The 19,334-nt window shown below is 66.2% G+C and carries 21 protein-coding genes; 5 read left to right on the top strand and 16 right to left on the bottom strand.

The window, feature by feature from the left end:
* Positions 1–12 precede the first annotated feature (12 nt).
* The 9 genes from AC0Z35_RS09825 to AC0Z35_RS09785 all read right to left on the bottom strand — a co-directional run bounded on the left by AC0Z35_RS09825 (position 13) and on the right by AC0Z35_RS09785 (position 6,856).
* Entirely contained in the window at positions 13–891 is an 879-nt protein-coding gene (locus AC0Z35_RS09825) for an AraC family transcriptional regulator (RefSeq protein ID WP_485131860.1), read from the bottom strand.
* A gap of 234 nt (positions 892–1,125) precedes the next feature.
* Positions 1,126–2,478 carry an RNA polymerase sigma factor gene (locus tag AC0Z35_RS09820; protein ID WP_485132128.1) on the bottom strand — a complete coding sequence of 451 codons (1,353 nt, stop codon included), beginning with the start codon at positions 2,476–2,478 and terminating at the stop codon, positions 1,126–1,128.
* The gene (locus AC0Z35_RS09815; protein ID WP_485131859.1) at positions 2,397–2,840 is read right to left on the bottom strand and encodes a VOC family protein; all 444 of its coding nucleotides are present in this window, start codon (positions 2,838–2,840) and stop codon (positions 2,397–2,399) included. The genes AC0Z35_RS09820 and AC0Z35_RS09815 overlap by 82 nt, the downstream gene beginning before the upstream one ends.
* Positions 2,841–2,880: 40 nt before the next feature.
* Positions 2,881–3,291, bottom strand: coding sequence for a YciI family protein (locus AC0Z35_RS09810; protein WP_046807500.1), 411 nt, complete (start codon positions 3,289–3,291; stop codon positions 2,881–2,883).
* 346 nt (positions 3,292–3,637) lie between these two features.
* Positions 3,638–4,057 (bottom strand): PIN domain-containing protein, encoded by a 420-nt coding sequence (locus tag AC0Z35_RS09805; protein WP_485131858.1) that lies wholly within the window; start codon positions 4,055–4,057, stop codon positions 3,638–3,640.
* Complete coding sequence (locus AC0Z35_RS09800) at positions 4,054–4,305, bottom strand: FitA-like ribbon-helix-helix domain-containing protein (protein WP_046807503.1); 252 nt, start codon at positions 4,303–4,305, stop codon at positions 4,054–4,056. Before AC0Z35_RS09800 ends, AC0Z35_RS09805 begins: the two co-directional genes overlap by 4 nt.
* A 96-nt stretch (positions 4,306–4,401) precedes the next feature.
* The gene (locus tag AC0Z35_RS09795; protein WP_046807504.1) at positions 4,402–4,755 is read right to left on the bottom strand and encodes a YciI family protein; all 354 of its coding nucleotides are present in this window, start codon (positions 4,753–4,755) and stop codon (positions 4,402–4,404) included.
* A 158-nt stretch (positions 4,756–4,913) separates the two neighbouring features.
* Positions 4,914–5,969, bottom strand: coding sequence for an OmpA/MotB family protein (locus AC0Z35_RS09790; protein ID WP_485131857.1), 1,056 nt, complete (start codon positions 5,967–5,969; stop codon positions 4,914–4,916).
* Entirely contained in the window at positions 5,966–6,856 is an 891-nt protein-coding gene (locus tag AC0Z35_RS09785; RefSeq protein ID WP_485131856.1) for a motility protein A, read from the bottom strand. Before AC0Z35_RS09785 ends, AC0Z35_RS09790 begins: the two co-directional genes overlap by 4 nt.
* A gap of 287 nt (positions 6,857–7,143) precedes the next feature.
* Here AC0Z35_RS09785 and AC0Z35_RS09780 point away from each other — a divergent pair, with 287 nt between their 5' ends.
* From AC0Z35_RS09780 to AC0Z35_RS09770, 3 genes are all read left to right on the top strand, one after another.
* Positions 7,144–9,456: an NYN domain-containing protein gene (locus tag AC0Z35_RS09780; protein ID WP_485131855.1), complete on the top strand. Its 2,313-nt coding sequence runs from the start codon at positions 7,144–7,146 to the stop codon at positions 9,454–9,456.
* Positions 9,457–9,492: 36 nt separating this feature from the next.
* Positions 9,493–9,999 carry a 2-thiouracil desulfurase family protein gene (locus AC0Z35_RS09775; RefSeq protein WP_485131854.1) on the top strand — a complete coding sequence of 169 codons (507 nt, stop codon included), beginning with the start codon at positions 9,493–9,495 and terminating at the stop codon, positions 9,997–9,999.
* 283 nt (positions 10,000–10,282) lie between these two features.
* Positions 10,283–10,483, top strand: coding sequence for a hypothetical protein (locus AC0Z35_RS09770; protein ID WP_223264826.1), 201 nt, complete (start codon positions 10,283–10,285; stop codon positions 10,481–10,483).
* Between the two features lie 141 nt (positions 10,484–10,624).
* Here the strand turns inward: AC0Z35_RS09770 and AC0Z35_RS09765 are convergent, their stop codons facing one another.
* Together AC0Z35_RS09765 and AC0Z35_RS09760 are read right to left on the bottom strand one after the other, a co-directional pair.
* The gene (locus AC0Z35_RS09765) at positions 10,625–11,602 is read right to left on the bottom strand and encodes a Bug family tripartite tricarboxylate transporter substrate binding protein (RefSeq protein ID WP_485131853.1); all 978 of its coding nucleotides are present in this window, start codon (positions 11,600–11,602) and stop codon (positions 10,625–10,627) included.
* 123 nt (positions 11,603–11,725) lie between these two features.
* Positions 11,726–12,349 carry a hypothetical protein gene (locus tag AC0Z35_RS09760; protein WP_046807508.1) on the bottom strand — a complete coding sequence of 208 codons (624 nt, stop codon included), beginning with the start codon at positions 12,347–12,349 and terminating at the stop codon, positions 11,726–11,728.
* Between the two features lie 172 nt (positions 12,350–12,521).
* On the opposite strand from AC0Z35_RS09760, the gene AC0Z35_RS09755 reads away from it, so the two are divergent.
* The gene (locus AC0Z35_RS09755; RefSeq protein WP_319300655.1) at positions 12,522–13,136 is read left to right on the top strand and encodes a TetR/AcrR family transcriptional regulator; all 615 of its coding nucleotides are present in this window, start codon (positions 12,522–12,524) and stop codon (positions 13,134–13,136) included.
* A gap of 142 nt (positions 13,137–13,278) precedes the next feature.
* Here AC0Z35_RS09755 and AC0Z35_RS09750 read toward each other — a convergent pair whose 3' ends face one another.
* A complete protein-coding gene (locus tag AC0Z35_RS09750) occupies positions 13,279–14,259 on the bottom strand; it encodes a tripartite tricarboxylate transporter substrate-binding protein (RefSeq protein WP_485131852.1) in 981 nt (326 codons plus the stop codon).
* Between the two features lie 191 nt (positions 14,260–14,450).
* The gene (locus AC0Z35_RS09745) at positions 14,451–14,846 is read right to left on the bottom strand and encodes a hypothetical protein (RefSeq protein ID WP_052946131.1); all 396 of its coding nucleotides are present in this window, start codon (positions 14,844–14,846) and stop codon (positions 14,451–14,453) included.
* A gap of 111 nt (positions 14,847–14,957) precedes the next feature.
* Between AC0Z35_RS09745 and AC0Z35_RS09740 the strand changes: the two genes are divergently transcribed.
* Entirely contained in the window at positions 14,958–15,836 is an 879-nt protein-coding gene (locus AC0Z35_RS09740; RefSeq protein ID WP_120155308.1) for a LysR family transcriptional regulator, read from the top strand.
* 81 nt (positions 15,837–15,917) lie between these two features.
* On the opposite strand, the gene AC0Z35_RS09735 is transcribed toward AC0Z35_RS09740, so the two are convergent.
* The 3 genes from AC0Z35_RS09735 to AC0Z35_RS09725 are packed head-to-tail and all read right to left on the bottom strand — an operon-like array spanning position 15,918 to position 19,332.
* Entirely contained in the window at positions 15,918–17,312 is a 1,395-nt protein-coding gene (locus tag AC0Z35_RS09735; protein ID WP_485131851.1) for a M20 family metallopeptidase, read from the bottom strand.
* Positions 17,309–18,346 (bottom strand): ABC transporter ATP-binding protein, encoded by a 1,038-nt coding sequence (locus AC0Z35_RS09730; protein ID WP_485131850.1) that lies wholly within the window; start codon positions 18,344–18,346, stop codon positions 17,309–17,311. Before AC0Z35_RS09730 ends, AC0Z35_RS09735 begins: the two co-directional genes overlap by 4 nt.
* Positions 18,343–19,332, bottom strand: coding sequence for an ABC transporter ATP-binding protein (locus tag AC0Z35_RS09725; protein ID WP_485131849.1), 990 nt, complete (start codon positions 19,330–19,332; stop codon positions 18,343–18,345). Before AC0Z35_RS09725 ends, AC0Z35_RS09730 begins: the two co-directional genes overlap by 4 nt.
* Positions 19,333–19,334: the final 2 nt, after the last annotated feature.

The following is a 19,334-nucleotide window of genomic DNA, read 5'->3' as shown; positions in this document are numbered from 1 at the left end:
GCGCGCGCCTGCCTATCGGCGCACCTGCTTCTGATAGCGGGCGGGCGTCACGCCGTAGCGGCGTGAAAATGACCGGGTCAAATGCGCCTGGTCGGTCAGACCCGCTGCCAGCGCCACCTGCGCCGGCGCAATGCCATCGGCCAACAGGCGCTTGGCTTCGAACAGCCGCAGTGCCATCAGCATCTGCTGCGGCGTGGCGTGATAGTGCGACTGAAAGCGTCGCAGGAAATGAAAGGGGCTGAGTCCGGCCACCGCCGCCAACTCGTCCAGCGTCAAGCGGCGCGAAAGGTTTGCCCGCAGATAGTCGATGACAGGCGCAAAGCGCGGCGCGCCCTCGGTCGGTGCGTTACTCGGCACCCGGGCGTGACGGCGGAATTCATGGACCAGCGTATACAGCGCGCTGTCGAAAGCCAGCGGTTCATGTGCCAGCCATAAGCGGTCGAGCAGGGCGGTGACGCGCTGCGCGCTGCCCGCGTCATGGCCGACGGCCGCGTTGAACCACCAGCCGCTTTCGCCAGATACCCGCGCCACCACGTCGGGGTCGATGTACGCCATGCGATAGCGCCAGCCGCCCACCGTTTCGGCGCGGCCGGTGTGCAGTTCGTCGGGGTTCATCAGCACGACCGAGCCCGAAGGCGCCAGGTGGTCCGCACCGCGATACCGGAAGCGTTCGACGCCGGATTCGATGGCGCCCAGTCCATAGGCTTCGTGCGTGTGGGGTTCGAAGGCGTGGCGGATGATGTGCGCGCGGTACAGCTCCACGCCGGGCTGATGCGCGGCGCGGCGGAATTCGGCGCGGTCATTGGGATGATCGAACGCCGCCGGCACGCCCGTCAGCGCGGGGGCGTCGGGGGTGGGGGAAGACGGGGAGGCGGCGAGCGGGGAAGCCATGGTTCGGATTTAAGCACGGTCCGGAATCGGTGGATGCGTCGGCGTGTATGGAGCCAATGCAGGCCCCGGGCCAAGGGGAAGTCGGAGCCGAAGTCGAAGTTGAAGCCGGAGCCGAAGTCGAAGTCGAAGTCGAAGTCGAAGTCGAAGTCGAAGCTGTAGCCGTAGCCGTAGCCGAAGCCAAAGTCGAAGCCGGAGCCGAAGTCGAAGCCCGAGCCGAAGTCGAAGACAAAGCGGCTAGTCCCGCATCGCTTTCGCGCGCCCCAGCAACAGTTCGCGTTCGCGAGCATTGCGCGTCATGCCTGCCGCGCGCTCGAATTCTCCGTGCGCTTCCGCTTTGCGGCCTAATTTGGCCAGCAGGTCGCCGCGCACGCTGGGCAGCCAGTGGTAGTTGGCCAGCGCGGGCTCGCCGGCCAGCGCGTCGACCAGATCCAGCGCCGCTTGTGGCCCGAACGCCATGCCCACAGCCACGGCGCGGTTCAGCGCGACCACGGGCGAGGGCACCAACTGCACCAGCGCGTCATATAGCGCAACGATGCGCGGCCAGTCGGTGTCGCCGGGCGTTGCCGCGCGCGCGTGGCAGGCGGCAAGTTCGGCTTGCAGGACGTAAGGGCCGGGCAGCCCGCCCAGCGCGGCGGCGCGGGCCAGGGCGGCCAGCCCGCGCCGGATCAGCAAGGGGTCCCAGCGGGCGCGGTCCTGGTCCATCAGCAGGACGGGCCGGCCCTGGGCGTCCGTGCGCGCGTGCAGGCGCGAGGCTTGCAGTTCCATCAATGCCGCCAACCCGTGCACCTCGGCCTCGTCCGGGCTCAGTTCGGCCAGGATGCGCCCCAGGCGCAGCGCCTCGTCGCACAGCGCCGGGCGCGTCCAGTGGTCGCCGGACGTGGCCGAATAACCTTCATTGAAGATCAGGTATATGACTTCCAGCACAGAGGCCAGCCGCGCCCCGCGGTCTTGCGCGGCGGGGACTTCAAACGGCACGTTGGCCGCCGTGAGGTTGCGCTTGGCGCGCACGATGCGCTGCGCAATGGTGGATTCCGACGCCAGGAACGCGCGGGCGATCTCGGCGGTGGACAGCCCGCCCAGCAGCCGCAACGTCAATGCCACGCGCGCGTCGGTGGACAGCACCGGGTGGCAGGCGGTGAACAGCAGGCGCAGCAGGTCGTCGCCGATATCGTCCTGGCGCGCGGCGTCCAGCGCATCGACAAAGTCGGGCTCCACGTCCGCCTGCAAGGCTTCAAGTTCGTGGCCGATCTGCTCGTGCTTGCGGGTGTGCAGCGCGTCCAGCCGCAAGCGGTCGCGGGCGCGGTTTTTTGCGGTCGTCATCAGCCAGGCTCCCGGGTTGTCCGGCACGCCGGTGTCGGGCCAGCGTTCCATGGCGGCCACCAGCGCATCCTGCGCCAGTTCTTCGGCCAGCCCGACGTCGCGCACCAGCCGCGCGACGCCGGCGATGACGCTGGCGGCCTCGATCCGCCAGACCGCCTCGATAGCGCGATGCGTGGCCGCTTGTGTCATGCCTGTCCGGTCTGATCGGTTTTGTCGGTTTGGCCGGATTGCTCGACGTGGCCGGGCTCCATGTAGACCAGCTCCCAGATATGGCCGTCCAGGTCCTCGAAGCCGTGCCCGTACATGAAGCCGTGGTCCTGCGGTTCGCGCGGCGCGGTGCCGCCAGCCGCCACGGCGCGGGCCACCAGGTCATCAACTTCGGCGCGGCTTTCGCAAGACAGGCAGAGCAGCACTTCCGTTGCCTGGGTGGCGTCCACCAGCGGCTTGCTGGTGAAGCCCTTGAAGAAATCGCGCGTCAGCAACATGGCGTAGATGTCGTCGCTGATGACCATGCAGGCGCCCTGGTCGTTGGTGAACTGCGGATTGAAGCTAAAGCCCAGTTGCTTGAAAAAGGCTTGCGATTTCTGCATGTCGCCGATGGCGAGGTTGACGAATATCTTCTTGGGCATGGGGGGTCTCCGGGAAGGGGCGGTGGGATCAAAGGCGGGTTCAGCGGGTGGGGCCGGTCAAGTCACGAAAGCGTTCCACTTCCTTGCTGGGTTCGAATTCGTCCAGCTCAAAAAGTTGGCGCACTTCAATCTCGCAGGGCTGGCCGGGAAAGGGCTGCGGAAAGCGCAGCGCCCATTGCATCGCTTCCTCGCGCGAGCGCACTTGAATCAGGGTGTAGCCGGCAATCAATTCCTTCGTTTCCGCAAACGGCCCGTCGATGACCTGGCGCTGGCCGTCCAAGTACTGTACGCGCCAACCTTTGGACGTGGGGTGCAGGCCGTTGGCATCGAGCAGCACGCCGGCCTTGGCCAAGGCTTCGTGGTACGCCAGCATCGAGGCCAGCAGGCTTTCGTCGGGCATCATGCCGGTTTCGCTGTCGGGCGTTGCCCGGACGAGGATCATGAAACGCATGGGTCTCTCCTTGATGGGGTGGGTATCAAGACGACGAACGGCGTTCCTTCAAATCGACATCGATCGACATCAATCCGCAAATATTCGGGTAACTACCAGGATCAACAGCTTGTTACCAAGGTGCAGCCCTGGTTGCAGCCTGTCCCCATACACTGCCAGCGTTTCAAACCCCTTGCCTTGAATATCGACATGAGAATGCTCTGTAGTTTTGCCTTGCTGGTTTCGCTGCTGTCCGGCTGCGCCGTTTACACCCCCAGTGGGTCCGTGGTGGTTGATCCGCATGACGGTGGTGGCCGGGGCGGCTTCTGTCCGCCGGGGCAAGCCAAGAAAGGCAATTGCTGACGCGCTACGACTGCCAGGGATCGATCACTGAAACGCCCGCCGCCGTAAAAGGCGCCACGTCCCGCGTGGCGACGCTCATGCCGTGCGCAGCGGCGGTGGCGGCGATGTATACATCCGCCGCGGCAATTGCCTGACCCGAGGCCCGCGCACGCGCCATTAAAGCCGCATATTGCTGGCTTGCGGCGGTGTCGAAAGACAGCACGCGCCCGGCAAATAACGCCAGCACTTGTTGCTCCAGGCTGTCTTGCAAGACGTTGCGGCGTTTGCCGGCAGGCATGCAGGCCACGCCAAAGCGCAATTCGGCAACCGTGACCGCCGATAGAAACAGGGTTTCCAGCGGCTGCCTGTCGATCCAGGCAATGACGGCATCGGATGGCGCCTGGCGCAGCGGCTCGGAGATGACGTTGGTATCCAGCAGAATCATTCGAACCTCGGCGGCGCGGCAGGCGTTTTGTCGCGTTGGTCGAACAGGGCGGCTTCCTGGTCTGTCAGTTTGGCTTGGTTGCCGATACGCGCAAGCAGCGAACCCAGCTTGACCCGACCTTCGGGTTTGACGGCATCTTCCAGAATGGCGCGCACCTCGGCTTCGGTGCTGCGGCCATGCTGGGCCGCCCGCACGCGCAGCGCGCGGTGCACTTCGTCGGAGATATTCCTGACAGTCAACATAGGCATGATGCGTTACGTCCATATGCATTCGATGCATGCAGTTTATGTAAGTGCAGTCATTCGTGCAAATGGTGGGGGTGTCGTAATGACGACACTGCGTGTTCACATGAAACACGGCCCAAGCTCCCGGACTTCCACCGTGGCCCATTCGGCCGCCGGGCACTCGGCCGCCACGGCCAGCGCTTCTTCGCGCGTGTCCACCGTCAGCAGGAAGAAGCCGCCGATCATTTCCTTGGCTTCGGCAAACGGGCCGTCCATCAAGGACCGCTCGCCGTTGCGGACCTGTAGCCGGACGCTTTCGGATTCCGACTTCAGCGATTCGGCGCTGACCAGCAGGCCCCGGCCTTTCAGGTCTTCGGCGTAGCGCACCATTTGCGCGTAGGCCTCGCGGCCTTCGTCGGGCGTGCGCTGGGCGCGTTGGCCTACGGGTTCTACGATCAGCAACATATAGGACATGGTTTTTCCCGGTTCTGGCCGACAGGCCGATGGGGCGAGCTTAACGCCGCCGCGCGGCGCCACGCCACCCCAGGCGTGAGGCTTTTGTCAGCCTTTGCGCCGGGGAATCAATGGCAAAAAAAAACCGGCTGGGCCGGTTTTTCTTTGACAAGACACGCTCAGGATCGCGCGGCTGCGCTGTCCGCCGTGGCGGCCGGCTTGGGTGCTGCCGGCATAGGTGCGGCCGGCTGAGGCGCGGCCGTTTTCGCAGCGGGCACCGTCGCAGCCGTTGCCGCCTTGTCCCCGGTCGCCGGCGCCGAAGACGGCGCGGCCTTGGCGGCGATCTGCTTGGGCGCAATGTCCATGATCAGCTCGACGCGGCGGTTGGCGGCGCGGCCGGCCGGCGTGTCGTTCGATTCGATGGGCCGCGTTTCGGCATAGCCCACCGCGCGCAGGCGGTCGGCGGCCACGCCGTCGCGCACCAGCTCGCGCAGCACGCTGGTGGCGCGACTGCTGGACAGTTCCCAGTTCGAAGCGAACTGGCGCGTCTGGATCGGCACCGGGTCGCTATGGCCTTCCACCGACACCTGGTACGCGTTCTTGTTCAGGATGGTGGCCAGGCGCTTGATCACGTCCAGACCGGACGGGCTCAGCGTGGCCTGGCCGGACGGGAACAGCAATTCATTGCTGATGCGGAAGCTGACCGACTGCTCGTTGATGATCACGTCCACCGACTTGGCCAGGTCGCCCAGGCCCAACGATTCCTTGGACGGCGCCTTCAGCGGCGGCGCGGCATCGGCCACTTTCTCGCCGTCCTCGGCGGGGGCGGCGTCAGCCGTGGCGGCAGGGGCGGGCGGCTCGGCCCAGCTGGCCGGAATGGCGACGGCGTCGAACTCGGCGTATTCGCCGTCGTACTTGGGCAGCCCGGCCGTGGCCAGCGTGCCCACCAATTCAATCGGCTTGCCCGATGCTTCCGTCGGCTGGCCATGCAGGCGCGAGACGGCCAGCATCACCACCAGCATCGCCAGCAGCAGGGTGATCAGGTCCAGATAGCTCAGCAGCCAGTTCTCGGCGTCTTGCTCGGGCGTTTCGTCCACGTGCCAGCGCGCGTAGCGGTCCTTGCGGTCGCTTTTGCTGGGGCGCCAGCCGCTGTTGTCCGCCGCTTTCTGGGCGCGCAGTTGGGCCTGGCGGGCCTGTTCGATCCGCTGCGCCAGGGAAGGTGAAATCAGGCTCATTGACGCACGGCGGCCGGACGGGTGATGGACACGGGCTGCGCGGCGGCTTGGGTGGACGCGGGGACCGGCTTGACCTGGCCTTCCGTCTTGGCCTTGGCCTTGGCTGCGCCCTGGCCGCCGTCATAGATTTCGTCTTCAACGTGCAGCACGAACGAATTGAGCGTTTCGCGCACCATGGCCGGGCCGCGCTTCTCGCACATCATCGAGATGCCTTGCAGCACCATGTTCATGGATTCGACGCGACGGGCGGTGCGGCGTTCCAGCTTCAGCGCGATGGGCTTGCAGATCAGGTTGGCCAGCAAGATGCCGTAGAACGTCGTCATCAGCCCCACGGCCAGATGCTGGCCGATCATCGTCATGCTGCCGTCGCCCAGCACGGCCATCAGATTGATCAGCGCCACCAGCGTGCCCAGCATGCCGAAGGCGGGCGCGAACGTGGCCAAGACGCGGAACATCTGCGCTTCGGCCTGCTCGCGGGCGCGCAACCGCGCCACGCGCCATTTCAGCACTTCAATGATCTGGTCTTCGGGGGTGTTGTCGATAATCAGCTGCACGCCCGTGCGCAGAAACGGGTTCGACACCTTCTTCAGTTCCTGCTCGACCTTGTGCACATCCGTGTTCATCCACAGTTGCGCCATGGACACCAGCTCTTCGATGTCGCGTTGCTGGTCGTGCTGGTCGTTGCGGAACACGGTGCGCACCAGCTTGAAGATACGCAGCACTTCCGGCAGCGGATAGGCGATGAAGAGCGCCGCGCAGGTGCCGCCCAGCACGATGGCCAGGCCGGGCAGGTTCAGGTACATGCTGGCGTCGGTGGCGGACAGCGCCACGACGATGACAAGGGTAAGCAGGCCGACGGCGGCGCCGATGAGGGTAGACGGATTCATGGATCTTGCCCGAAGGGAATGGCACGCCGAGCCGGAATGCCGGATTGTCGGGAATTCTAGCCAGCGCGCGGCCGAGTCAATCCACCGGAAAGCGGGGGGAAAGGGCCGGTAAGCGCCGGCTTAAGGGATGCTGTCAGGAACCCGATCGGCCGCGTTGAAAATAGGGCCGGGTCGAGGTGGCGCGTGGGGAAAATTGCGCCAAGGCGGGGGGGTGAAGCCGGATATGTATATCATGAGCGCTATCTGGCGGCCCGAAGCACGTGGCCGCCGCGGCTTTGGAGAAGAAAATGACTACCCCCAACGAAAACGTCAGCATGGCGCTTTTCTGCGACTTCGAGAACGTGGCGCTGGGTGTGCGGGACACCAAATACCAGAAGTTCGACATCCGGCCCGTGCTGGAACGGTTGCTGCTCAAGGGCAGCATCGTGGTCAAAAAGGCCTATTGCGACTGGGAACGCTACAAGGAATTCAAGGCCCCCATGCACGAGGCGAACTTCGAGCTGATCGAAATTCCGCACGTGCGCCAATCGGGCAAGAATTCGGCCGATATCCGGCTGGTCGTGGACGCGCTGGACTTCTGCTACACCAAATCGCACGTCAACACCTTCGTGATCATCAGCGGCGATTCCGACTTTTCGCCGCTGGTGTCCAAGCTGCGCGAGAACAACAAGAAGGTGATCGGCGTCGGCGTCAAGCAATCCACGTCGGACCTGCTGATTGCCAACTGCGACGAATTCATTTTCTATGACGACCTGGCGCGCGAAGGCCAGCGCACCGCCGACGCCCGCCGCGACAATCGCGGTGGCGCCGCCGCAGGCGCCGCGCAGCGCCGCACGCCTGACGAAGAGATTCGCCGCAAGGAAGAACTGGAAGCCCGCAAGACCCAGGCCGTCGACATGGTCGTCGAGACCTTCGAAGCGCTGATGGCTGAACGCGGCGACAGCGGCAAGATCTGGGCGTCGGCGCTGAAAGATGCGCTGAAGCGCCGCAAGCCGGATTTCAACGAGTCGTACTACGGCTTTCGCGCCTTCGGCAACCTGCTGGATGAAGCGCAGTCGCGCGGCTTGCTGGACGTGGGCCGCGAAGAAAAATCGGGCACGTACGTGTATCGCGACAGCATCGACGCCGCGCCGCCGGTGAACCGCGCGGCCAATGGCAACGGTGGGCGCAACGCGCCATCGCGCCAGGCTGTCGTGGCGGATGCCGACGACGCGCAAGGCGACGCCGCCCAGGAAGAATCTCAGTCCCAATCCCGCTCTTCCCGCAAATCGCGCGGGGGCCGCCGGTCGGGCCGTGGCACCGGCTATTCGGCTGAGCAGGGCGCCAACGATGCCGGCGGTGAGACGCTGGCGCAGGACGAGTCTGCTTCGTTTGACGCCGATTCGGCCTCGCCCGTTGCCGCCGACGCCGATGAAACGTTTGCCGCGCCGCAGGCTTCGCCGGTGGCGGGTGTGTCCACAGAGGATGATGCGTCCACTACCGAGCAAGCCCCCGTCGCCACGCGTGAGGGTGAGCGCGAGGGTGAACGCCAAGGTGAGCGCGATCGGAGCCGTGGCGGACGCGAAGGCGGGCGAGATCGCGGACGCGATCGTGGCCGGGACCGTGGGCGCGATCGCGCCCGTCACGGCACGCACGTAAACGCCCTGGCCAGTGAGTCGGCGGTGGGCGAATCGTCGCCGGGGAACCCGTCGGACGACGTCCAGGCCAATACTGCCAAGGCCGCCGACGCCGCCGCTGCTGCGGCCACCGCGGCAGCGGCTACCGCCGCAACCGCCGCCGCCGCCGAGCAAGCCGCGCAAGCCGCCGCTCTTGAAGCCGCCAAGGTTGACGCCATGCGCGCCGATGCGCTGGCCCGTGCCCAGGCGTCCAAGCCTGTGCAGCCGTCGCGCCTGCCGCCCATGCCGACGCCGTTGCCGCAAGCACGCCAACCGCTGCCGGCCGTGAATATTGCCGAGTGGACGTTTGTTGAAGCGCCCGCCGAGGCGCGCCGCGAGCCGGGCAACAAGGCGCCGGCCAAGGTCACCGACCCGTTCGAGGGCGCCGTGCTGCGCCGGATCACCGAACCGGCTGCGCCCACGTCCGCTTCCGCATCGGAATCGTCCAAGCCGCAAGCCAAGCCTGCCGCCAAGTCGGCAGCGAAGACGCCGGCCAAGTCGGCGGGCAAGTCAGCGGCCGATACGACGGCTGAGACGGCGTCGGACAAGGCCGCCGGTAAGGCAAGCCACACGGCAAGCGATACGGCAAGCGATACGGCAAGCGATACGGCAAGCGACACGGCAAGCGATACGGCAAGCGATACGGCAGCCAAGTCCGCGGCCAAGACGGCAACGAAGACGCCGTCCAAAACCGCAACCGGGACCGCAACCGGGACCGCAACCGGCACCGCAACCGGCACCGCAACTAAGACCGCAACGAAAACCGCAGCCAAGACCGCAACGAAGTCGGCCTCCAAAACCGCGGCAAAAACGGCAGCCAAGCCAGCCGGCAAGCGCGCGGCGCAGTCGGCCGATAACGCCGCGCCGGCCGACGCGGATGCCGCGCCCGCCAAGTCGGCCAGCCGTACGCGCCGCACGCGCAAGTCGGACGACTCGGCGTCCTGATTCGTCAGGGCGTCATCGTCAGCCTGGGGCTTGCCCATGCAATATGTGCTCATCAGTTGGTGCCTGTTGGGCAACCCCGTGCGCTACGACGGGCGCGGGGTGCCTCACGGTGACGCGGTGCTGGCGCGCTGGCGCGACGAAGGCCGGGTCGTGCCCGTCTGCCCGGAGGTGGCGGGCGGCATGCCCGTGCCGCGCCCGCCCGCTGAAATCGAAGCGGGCAAGCGTGCCGCCGACGTGTTGGCCAGCGGCGCGCGCGTCATCGCGGTAACGGGGCAGGATGTCACGGTGCCTTTCGTGCAGGGCGCCCATGCCGCGCTGGCGCTTGCCCGGCAACACGGCATTCGCATTGCCGTCTTGAAGGAAGGCAGCCCGTCTTGCGGCAGCGGCTATGTCTACGACGGTCATTTTGCTGGCCGGCGCCAATCCGGCGTGGGCGTCACAGCTCAATTGCTGACCCGCGCCGGCGTGCGCGTCTTCAGCGAAAAGCAATGGGCGGACGCCCAGGCGTGGCTGGCACAGCTGGAGGCCCAGAATGTGGGCTAGCGTTGGCGTTCTGCTGCTGCTGGGAGGGCTGGCGTTGGTGGGTTTGGTGGGGTTGGTGGCGGCCTCAGCTGTCCGCGCATCCCGCAAACGGCTCGGAATGCAAGCCGGCAGCGATTCCGGCGCAACGCAATCCGCCGCTGGGCGCCGGTCGCTTTGGTGGAATTCGTCGCTTTGGTCGAATTGGCCGCGTCGGTGGAATTCGTCGCGCTCTTCGCATCCCTTACATTCATCACGATCGTCACATTCATCACGATCGTCACGTCCACTGCCGCGCCTTGCCGCCGTGCTGTGCCTGGCCCTGTCCGCATTCTTCTTTTACGCCTGGTATGCGTTCTACTGGAAGTGGGACTTCAATGAGTTGGGCCGCTACTACGATCCGGTCGAGCAGGTGGTCTACACGTCGTCCGGCTTTGTCTGGATACTGCCGGCGACTTTGCTGCTGGCCGCCGGCGTGGCCTTCATCTGGCGCGGTTGGCGGCGCTGAGCGGTCCGCCTTGCATGCGCGAGGTGGCCGCCGTTGCGGCGCGTATGCCGCAATTCCATGGCATACGTTCGGCATATGTTCGGCATGCGTTCGGCATGCGTTCGGCATAGGTTCGGGATTTTTTCCGCGTTCTTTCCCCGCCTATTCCGCGCGGATGTTCGCCGCCTTCACGATCTTGCCGTTGTCCACGTATTCGCGTTGCACCTGAGACGCGAATTGCTCGACGCTGCCCGGCGACATGATGTTCAGCGCATCCGTCAGCGGCTTGCGGATGTCGGGCATGGCCGCCACCTTGTTGATCACCGCGTTCATGCGCTGCCGAAACTCCGCGCTGGTGGACGCCGGCGCAAAAAAGCCGAAGGTGGACGTCATGTTCGCCATCGGGTAGCCCAGTTCGGCAAAGGTCGGCGTCTCGGGCCAGCAGGGCAACCGCTTGGGCGATCCCACGGCCAGCAGCTTCAGCTTGCCTTCCTGGATCAGCGTATTGACGGGGGCCGACGCGTTGACCAGCATCAGCGTGAATTGCCCGCCCAGCGCATCGGGCACCATCTGCGCCATGCCCTTGTAGGGCACGTGCGTGATGCGCACCTTGGCCTGCCCGTTGATCTGTTCCAGCATCAAATGCCCCAGCGACCCCACGCCCGCCGTCGCCAGCGACAAACCGTCCGGGTCCGCCTTGGCCTGGTCCACCATGTCCTTGAAATTCTTGCCCGTGAACTTCGGCCCGCCCACCAGGTACACCGGCGAATACATCACGGCGGCCACCGGCGCCAGGTCCTTCAAGGGGTCATACAGCGTCTTCATCACGTGCGGCGACAGCGTAACCGGGCTGACGGCGGTAAAGCCCAGCGTGTTCTCGTCGTGGGCGCGGGCAACGGCATTCATGCCGATCATGCCGCCCGCGCCGCCCCGGTTTTCAACGACGACCGGCCGCGCCAATTCCGTGGCCAGCTTCTGGGCAAACGCGCGCGCGGTGTTGTCCACGATGCCGCCCGCCCCGTAAGGCACGACGATGGTCAGCGCCTGTGGCTTGGCGTCGGCCTGGGCCAGGGCGGTGGATGAGACGGCGCAGGCCGCGCTGAATGCGCAAAGCCCCGCAAGCCGCTTGAAATTCAACATGGCTTCCCCTTGGTGTCGCGGCTGGGTCGCCGCGGATGTCGACGGCGCGGTAAAGCAACGCGCCGGCATGCAGTGTGTGCAGGCCGGCGCGCGGGGACAATCGGGATTACCCGGAAAGCGGCATCAGTTGGCGCGGTAGCCCCGGCTGCTCATGCACGAATCCAGCGAATGGTTGTAGGTGTCCACCATGACTTGCGTGGTCCATTGCGTGATGGTGGCCGGGTCGTACCCGCTTTGGTTCATGGCCCAGCGCTGGCATTCGGCTGTGGCATTGGCCTGCGCCGAACTGACCTTGGGCGCTGCTTCGTACTGCACCGGCTTGTATTGCGGCTCGGGTTGCGCATAGGCAACGGGCGGTTCGGCGTACAGCGGCGCGGACGTCAGCGGGGCCGAATACACCGGCGGCGCTGCGTAGACCGGCGCGCCGTACACCGGGCTGGTGTAGGCCACGCCGGGCGACGCGTAGACGCTGGTTTGTGCGTAGGTCGGGCCGGAATCGGCCGCCAGCAACAGGCCCACCGCAGCCAGCGCAAAGGCGCCGCCGACCCACCATCCGGCCGAGCTGCTGCCGCCACCGCCGTGGTGGTGGTAATTATTACCACCGTAGTAACCGCCGTGATAGCCGCCGCCGTGGTATCCACCACCGCCGCCACCCCAGCCGCCGCCGTGTCCGCCCGCCATCACGGGCGCACTTGCCACGGCAAGCGCCAACGCTACGACACGCATCCGGCCTGTAAACCGTTTCATGATCTTGCTCCTGTCCGCCGCGCGCGGGATTACGGTCAATATGCACACGGCGATAGCGTTACTTTACTGCTGCGCGGGCACCAAAAGTTGTTGCAAAAGCTACGGGGATTTCAACTGACTTCAAAACGATTCAGTGGCGAAAAGCGGGGAAGCGGTGTACTTTCTCGCGATGATGACGGCACGACCCCTTTCTACACCGCAAGACAAGCGTCTTACCAAAGGCGAACGCACCCGCCTACAGCTACTTGAAGTTGCCGCGGCCGAGTTCGCGGAGCGCGGTTTCCAGCACACGCGTATCAGCGACATCGTGGCTCGCGCCAGCGTGACGCAGCCGGTGTTCTACCAGTACTTTTCCAGCAAGCAAGCGGCCTACGATGAACTGGTCGGCATGTTCGCGCAACGCTTGCGCCAGGCGATTACCGAAGCGCGCTTGCCCGCCGGACTGGAAGGCGCCGAATTGGCCGAGCGCATCCAGGGCGGCGTGCTGCGTTTGCTGGGCATCTTGCAGGAAGACTCCAACCTGACACGCATCGGTTTCTTCCAGGTGGCCGAGGCGGAAGCGCTCAAGGATGAGCTGGTGACGATGATTGCCGACAACGTCCGCGCCGAGCAGCAGGCCGGCCTGTTCCGGCCCGAAATATCCCCCGACTGGTTGGCGCAGTCCTTGATGGGCATCATCGAACGTTTTACGCGCCAGATGCCGGATGCGCCCCAGCAGCATGCGATAGCGGAATTCATTACCCGGCTGCTGCTCGATGGCATCCGGCATCAACGACCAGCCTCCTGACGGGGGTTTTTTTTTGGCGCCCGTTTTTATCGGCCCCGGTTTTTTTGGGGCCACAGTTACACCTGGCTCTGTGCGCGTGCAAGGGGATTGTCCTGGCATTCGCGGTGGCGGCGCCGGGCAGTGCGCCGCCCCGCGCCCGCCGTCATTCCACCCGAGCGCCCGAGGCCGCGACCAGCTTGCCCGCCGCTTCCCAATCCGCCTTCAGCAGATCCTGAAACTGCGCGGGCGTCTTGGCGTCGGCCTCCACCCCCAACGAGGCCAGGCGCGCCTGCACCTTCGGGTCCCCCAATACCTTGTTCACCGCCGCGTTGATCTTGTCGCGTTCGGCGGCGGGCAGGCCGGCGGGCGCCAGCAGTCCCAGCCAGGAATCGAAGGCGTAGCCGGGCAGGCCGCTTTCGGCGACGGTGGGCAGGTCGGGCGCGAAGCGCGAGCGGGTCTTGCCCGTGTAGGCCAGGAACGTCACGCGCGGGTCGTTGCGATAGGCGGTTACGCCGATGGTGGCGGCGGTGACGGCCTGGACGCGGCCGGCCAGCAGTTCGGTGACGGCGTCGCCGGTGGACTTCATGGGAATGTGCTGCATCTGCGCGCCCGAGGCGGCCAGGAACGACGCCATGCCCAGGTGCGACGCGCTGCCGTTGCCGGCCGAGGCATAGTCGTACGCGCCGGGTTTGGCCTTGATGGCCTGGATGAAGTCGGCGGTGGTCTTCGCGTTCAGGCTGGAGGACGCCAGGATGATGTAGCCGGTGTTGCCCAGGTACGCCACGCCGGTGAAGTCTTTGTAGGGGTCGTAGCTCAGGTTCTTGTACAGATAGCCGGCAATGTTGTGGCTGGCGGCGGCCAGCACCAGGGTGTTGCCGTCGGGGGTGGCGCGCGCCACCTGCGAGGTGCCCACCGTGCCGCCCGCGCCCGCGCGGTTTTCCACCACGATGGACGCGCCCAACGCCTGACCCAGTTCGTCGCCGATGGCGCGTGCAATGGTGTCCTGCACGGCGCCCGTGCCGTAGGGCACGACGATGCGGACAACGCGCTGTTCGGCGTGCGCGGCGCCGGCGCCGGCCAGCGCCAGGGACAGGGCCAAGGTAGTCAGGGTGGTGCGGCGTACGGCTTGGAATCGGGTAGGCATGACAGCGGCTCGTTGGGATAGGCCCGCACCCCGTGTTGAGGCGGGCGAAGGCGTTGGACTCTAAAGAATCGCGTGGCGCCCGCCAACGATTTATTTGCCGCTTGTTTATAGCCGCCGGGGATATAGCCTCCAAGGGAATAGGCGCCGAGGAATAGGCGCCGAGGAATAGGCGCCGGGGATATAGCCCCCCGTCAGGCCCAGGTCTCATGCAGATGCGCCCATTGCGGCTGCCCATCGGCGCCCGCCATGAACAGCGCGCTGGCGCGCCGCTGTGTGGCGCCGCCGTTCCAGGCGTGGCGTTCGCGATACGTCAACAGCGCCGCGCCGGCGTCCGCATGGCGCACGGCCAGCTCGTCGATCTGGATCTTCAAGCCGGGGCGCAAGCCGCGCAGTCCGGCGAACAAGGCGGGCAGGGCGCCGGGCGGCAGCCGCTGCCCGTCTGCGGTAATCATGCTGAACTCGGGCGCAAAGGCGTCCAGCAGGGCGGCCAGCACCGGCGGCGGGGTATCGGCGTTGCCGATCCATTGCTCGATGCGGGCGTGGGCGTCCAGCGCCAGGCGCAGGCTAGGGGTAGACAGGTCGGTCATGAATAAGGCCGTGTAATCAACAAAGAACGCCATTCTAGAAATTTCGATGTCGCGGAAACACCGCCAGTGGGCCGATATACTGTTCGTGTTTTTTTGACAATGAAGCGGGCCATGATCAATCTGAATCGTCTGTCGATGTTCGTCGCCGTGGTCGATGCCGGTTCGTTCACGGCGGCGGCCGATGCGTTGGGCACGACCAAGGCCGTCGTCAGTTTCAACGTCAAGCAGCTGGAACAGGAATTGGGCGTGGCGCTCTTGACGCGCAGCACGCGCCGGTTGGCGCTGACGCAAGCAGGCGAGGGCTTTCATGCTGACTGTGTGCGCCTGCTGCAAGACGCGGACGCGGCCGTGGACCAGGCAAGATCCGGCCAGGCGGCTTTATCGGGCAGCTTGCGCGTGACGGCCTCGGTGGACTACGGCAACCGTGTCGTCGTGCCCGCGCTGGCAGCGTTCGCGCGTTTGCACCCGGCGCTTCGGGTGGGTTACCAGGCCAGCTCCACGCAAGCGGATCTGATCGGCGAACGCCTGGACGTGGCGATCCGCGTGGGGGCGCTGGCGGACTCCAGCTACCGCGCCACGCGCATCGGCGAATTCAGGCTGCTGTTGGTGGCCAGCCCGGCGCTGCTGGCCGAACATGGCGCGCCGCGCTCGCTCCCGGCGTTGGCCGCCTTGCCTTGGCTGGCCAACCGGCCGGGTCGCATCGACCATTGGCGGCTGACGGACAGCAAGGGGCGCGACCACGCGCTGCGCGTGGCCCCTGTGGCGCATGCGGATACCGCGTCGGCGCTGTTGGCGTTTGCCGAGGCCGGCTGCGGCGTGGCCGCCTTGCCGGATTGGTTGCTGGAAGAGCCGTTGGCGCGTGGCACGTTGCAGCGGGTGATGCCGTCGTACACGTTGCCGCGCCAGCCGGTGCACGCCGTCTATCCCGACACCCGCCACGTCAGCGCCAAGGTGCGGCGGTTCATCGATTTCCTGCGAACGGGGAAGTAACGCGCGGCCCACCCGAAGCCCAACCCCAAGCCCAACCCCAAGCCCGCTCCAAGCCCGCCCCGCGCCCAGTCTCGGAAAACCTCAGCGCGACAGCGGTGGCGTGTCGCCCGCGCCCAGGTCCCAGTACAGGCCCGTCATCAATCCCAGCGCCTGGCGCAGCAGTTCGGGCGGCAGGTGTTCGTTGGGCGCGTGCTGCGAGCAACCGGGGTAGGAATGCGGCACCCAGATTGTGCGCAGGCCCAGCACATCCGTGAAGATGTCGTTGGGCAACGAGCCGCCCAGGTTGGGCAGCAGCGCCGTCTTCTGGCCCGACGTGCGTTCCAGCGAATCCACCGCCCATTGCACCCAGGCATCGTCCGGATCGATGCGCGTGGCGCGGAACATGGATTCGCGCGTCAGCGCAATCTTGACCATCGAAAAGCCGTGGCTGTCCAGATGCCGGCGCAGCGCCGGGATCAGGTCGTCCGGGTCCACGCCGACCACAAAGCGCAGCTGGCAACGCGCCCAGGCGCGCGGCGGGATGGCGTTAACGGGCGTTTCCGGGTTGCCGGTCTTGTAGGCCAGCACTTCAAACGAGCACCAGCCGAACACGCGCTCGGCGGGCGACAGGCCAGGTTCGCCCCAGTCCGGTTCGATCTCGGGGCCGTCCGAGCCGCCGTCCACCTGGCAGTCGGCCAAGGCGCGGCGCACGGCGGCGGGTAGTTCGGTCGGCACCCATTCCGGAATACGGATCTGCCCGGTGGGCGACACGATGGTCGATATGGCGTGCGCCAGCTGAATGCCGGGGTTGGAAATCAGCCCACCCCAGTTGCCCGAATGGTGGCCGCCGGCCCGTGCCTCGATAGACAGATCAATGTTCAGGCTGCCGCGCGCGCCCAGAAAGATAGTCGGGCGCTGGGGGGCAAGACGCGGGCCGTCGGACGCAATCAGCAAGTCGGCCGCCAGCATGTCGCGATGGTCGGCGCACAGTTCGCGCAAGCCCATCGAGCCCGTCTCTTCGCCCATTTCAATCAGATACTTGGCGTTGAAGCCCAGCTTGCCGCGCGCTTCCAGCACCAGCCGCAGCGCTTCCATGTTGACGGTGTGCTGCCCCTTGTTGTCGGCAATGCCCCGGCCATACCAGCGGCCTTCGGCTTCGGTCAGCGCCCAGGGCGTCAAGCCTTCCTTCCATTCCTTTTCCAGCCCACGGATAACGTCGCCGTGGCCATAGCCCAGCACGGTGGGCAGGGCGGCGTCTTCGATGCGCTCGGCGTACAGGAAGGGCGCCAGCGCCTTGGGATGCGTCAGGGTGCGGCAGGTGAATCCCATCGCCTCGAAGGCCGGGCGGATCTCGGATTCCAGGTAGTCGGCCAGCACGGCGGCGCGCTCGGGGTTCTGGCTTTCGGTGGGCAGCGCCAGGCGCCGCGCCAGCAGGGCGCGGAAGGCGCCCGAATCAAAACACTGTTCTGCTTGGGCGATGGCTTGCTCGCGGGTCATGAGCGGGCTCCGGTGGAGTTGGGAATTGAAGAGGGGAGGGACGCAGAAGTAGACATGGAAGCAGATGCCGCGGTCGATGCAGCGCCGGATTCAGGATACAGATGGCAAGCCACCACGGACCCGTCACGCAGCGTCAGCGCGGGCCGCTCCACCTTGCATTGCGGCATGGCATGTTGGCAACGCGGGTGAAACGGGCAACCGGGCGGCGGATGCAAGGGGTCGGGGAACGACAGGCCCAAGCCCATGTCCGGAATGCCCAGGCCCGGTTCGGGCGTCAGCACCGACGCCAGCAAGGCCTGCGTATAGGGATGGTGCGGGTCGTGAAACAACTTGGCCGTGGGCGCCGATTCCACCACACGCCCCAGGTACATCACCGCCACATGCGTGGCGATGTGTTCGACCACCGCCAGGTTATGGCTGATGAACACATACGTCAGGTTGAACTCGCGCCGCAGTTCCATCAGCAGGTTCATGATCTGCGCTTGCACGGATACGTCCAGCGCGGATGTCGGCTCGTCGCAGATGACGATTTCCGGGTTCATGACCAGCGCGCGCGCAATCGCCACGCGCTGGCGCTGGCCGCCGGACAGCTGCCCCGGCGTGTTGTGCGCCAGCCGGGGCGGCAGGCCCACGCGTTCCAGCATCTCGATGGCCTTGTGCATCTTGGGGTTGGCGATGCCGTGCACCTCCAGCGGCAGCGACACGATGGACGCGATGGACCGGCGCGGGTTCAAGGACGAATACGGGTCCTGGAAAATCGGCTGCACCCGGCGCGCCAGCGCGCGGCGGTCCATCTGCCGGATGTCTTGGCCGTCCAGCTTGATGGCGCCGTCGCTGGGCGGCGTCAGGCCCAGCAGCATGCGGGCCAGGGTGGATTTTCCGCAGCCCGATTCGCCCACGATGCCCAGCACCGCGCCGCGTTCCACGGCCAGGTCCACGCCGTTGACGGCGTGCAGCGTGCTGCGCGGCCGGAACATGCCCGAACGGATCGAAAATTGCCGGCTGACGGCTTCGGCTTGCAACAGCGCGCTCATGCCAGGACTCCTTCTTCAACGCGGATGCAGCGCCATTGTTGATGCGGCGGCTGGCCGTGCACGGGCACGGTGTCGCGGCATTGCGGCTGCACGTAGCGGCAACGGTCGGCAAAGGCGCAGCCGCGCAGCTCGCCCACCAATGACGGCACCACGCCGGGTATCGTGCCCAGCGATTCGCCGGGCGGGGTGCGGCCGGGCACGGGGATACAGCCCAGCAAGCCCTCTGTATAGGGATGGCGCGGCGTGGCGAAGATCTCCTTGACCGGGCCTTCCTCGACGATCTGCCCCGCATACATCACCGCCACCTGCTGTGCAATGCGCGCCACCACGCCCAGGTCGTGGGTGATCAGCACCATGGCAATGCCAAGCTCGGCCTGCAAGTCCGCCAGCAAGCGCAGGATTTGCGCCTGGATGGTGACGTCCAGCGCCGTGCTGGGCTCATCGGCAATCAGCAGTTCCGGGCCGCACATCAGCGCCATGGCTATCATCACGCGCTGGCGCAGGCCGCCGGAAAGCTGGTGCGGATATTGCGTCAGGCGTTGTCCGGCCGAGGCGATGCCCACCTTTTCCAGCAGTTCCACCGCGCGGTCGCGCGCCTGTTGCTGGCTGGCATGGCGATGGTGGATGTAGTGTTCGGTCAGTTGCTCGCCGATGGCGTAGGCGGGGTTCAGCGCCGTCATCGGTTCCTGGAAAATCATCGCCATCTTGCTGCCGCGCAGCGCATTGATACGCCGGCTGCGCGCGGTGGACAGGTCTTCGCCCAGCACCGCCAGCCGGCGTGTCGTGCGCTTGGCCGCCTTGGGCAACAGGCCCATGATGGCCAGCGACGTCATCGATTTGCCGCAGCCCGATTCGCCCACCAGGCACAGCGTTTCGCCGCGCTTGACCTGGAACGACACGTCGCGCACCGCGTGCAGCGGCCCGCGCGGCGTGGCGATGTCGACCGTCAGCCCTTGCACGTCCAGCACAATTTCTTTGTCGGCCATGG

This window comes from Achromobacter sp. 1L-A-4-B-C2 (assembly GCF_057291955.1).
This window is presented reverse-complemented; position numbering and strand designations above follow the sequence as displayed.

Coding starts and splice junctions, on each gene's coding strand:
- AC0Z35_RS09825 (WP_485131860.1), bottom strand. CDS start 891: ATGGCTTCCCCGCTCGCCGCCTCCCCGTCTTCCCCCACCCCCGACGCC.
- AC0Z35_RS09815 (WP_485131859.1), bottom strand. CDS start 2,840: ATGCCCAAGAAGATATTCGTCAACCTCGCCATCGGCGACATGCAGAAA.
- AC0Z35_RS09810 (WP_046807500.1), bottom strand. CDS start 3,291: ATGCGTTTCATGATCCTCGTCCGGGCAACGCCCGACAGCGAAACCGGC.
- AC0Z35_RS09805 (WP_485131858.1), bottom strand. CDS start 4,057: ATGATTCTGCTGGATACCAACGTCATCTCCGAGCCGCTGCGCCAGGCG.
- AC0Z35_RS09800 (WP_046807503.1), bottom strand. CDS start 4,305: ATGCCTATGTTGACTGTCAGGAATATCTCCGACGAAGTGCACCGCGCG.
- AC0Z35_RS09795 (WP_046807504.1), bottom strand. CDS start 4,755: ATGTCCTATATGTTGCTGATCGTAGAACCCGTAGGCCAACGCGCCCAG.
- AC0Z35_RS09790 (WP_485131857.1), bottom strand. CDS start 5,969: ATGAGCCTGATTTCACCTTCCCTGGCGCAGCGGATCGAACAGGCCCGC.
- AC0Z35_RS09785 (WP_485131856.1), bottom strand. CDS start 6,856: ATGAATCCGTCTACCCTCATCGGCGCCGCCGTCGGCCTGCTTACCCTT.
- AC0Z35_RS09780 (WP_485131855.1), top strand. CDS start 7,144: ATGACTACCCCCAACGAAAACGTCAGCATGGCGCTTTTCTGCGACTTC.
- AC0Z35_RS09775 (WP_485131854.1), top strand. CDS start 9,493: ATGCAATATGTGCTCATCAGTTGGTGCCTGTTGGGCAACCCCGTGCGC.
- AC0Z35_RS09765 (WP_485131853.1), bottom strand. CDS start 11,602: ATGTTGAATTTCAAGCGGCTTGCGGGGCTTTGCGCATTCAGCGCGGCC.
- AC0Z35_RS09760 (WP_046807508.1), bottom strand. CDS start 12,349: ATGAAACGGTTTACAGGCCGGATGCGTGTCGTAGCGTTGGCGCTTGCC.
- AC0Z35_RS09755 (WP_319300655.1), top strand. CDS start 12,522: ATGACGGCACGACCCCTTTCTACACCGCAAGACAAGCGTCTTACCAAA.
- AC0Z35_RS09750 (WP_485131852.1), bottom strand. CDS start 14,259: ATGCCTACCCGATTCCAAGCCGTACGCCGCACCACCCTGACTACCTTG.
- AC0Z35_RS09745 (WP_052946131.1), bottom strand. CDS start 14,846: ATGACCGACCTGTCTACCCCTAGCCTGCGCCTGGCGCTGGACGCCCAC.
- AC0Z35_RS09740 (WP_120155308.1), top strand. CDS start 14,958: ATGATCAATCTGAATCGTCTGTCGATGTTCGTCGCCGTGGTCGATGCC.
- AC0Z35_RS09735 (WP_485131851.1), bottom strand. CDS start 17,312: ATGACCCGCGAGCAAGCCATCGCCCAAGCAGAACAGTGTTTTGATTCG.
- AC0Z35_RS09730 (WP_485131850.1), bottom strand. CDS start 18,346: ATGAGCGCGCTGTTGCAAGCCGAAGCCGTCAGCCGGCAATTTTCGATC.
- AC0Z35_RS09725 (WP_485131849.1), bottom strand. CDS start 19,332: ATGGCCGACAAAGAAATTGTGCTGGACGTGCAAGGGCTGACGGTCGAC.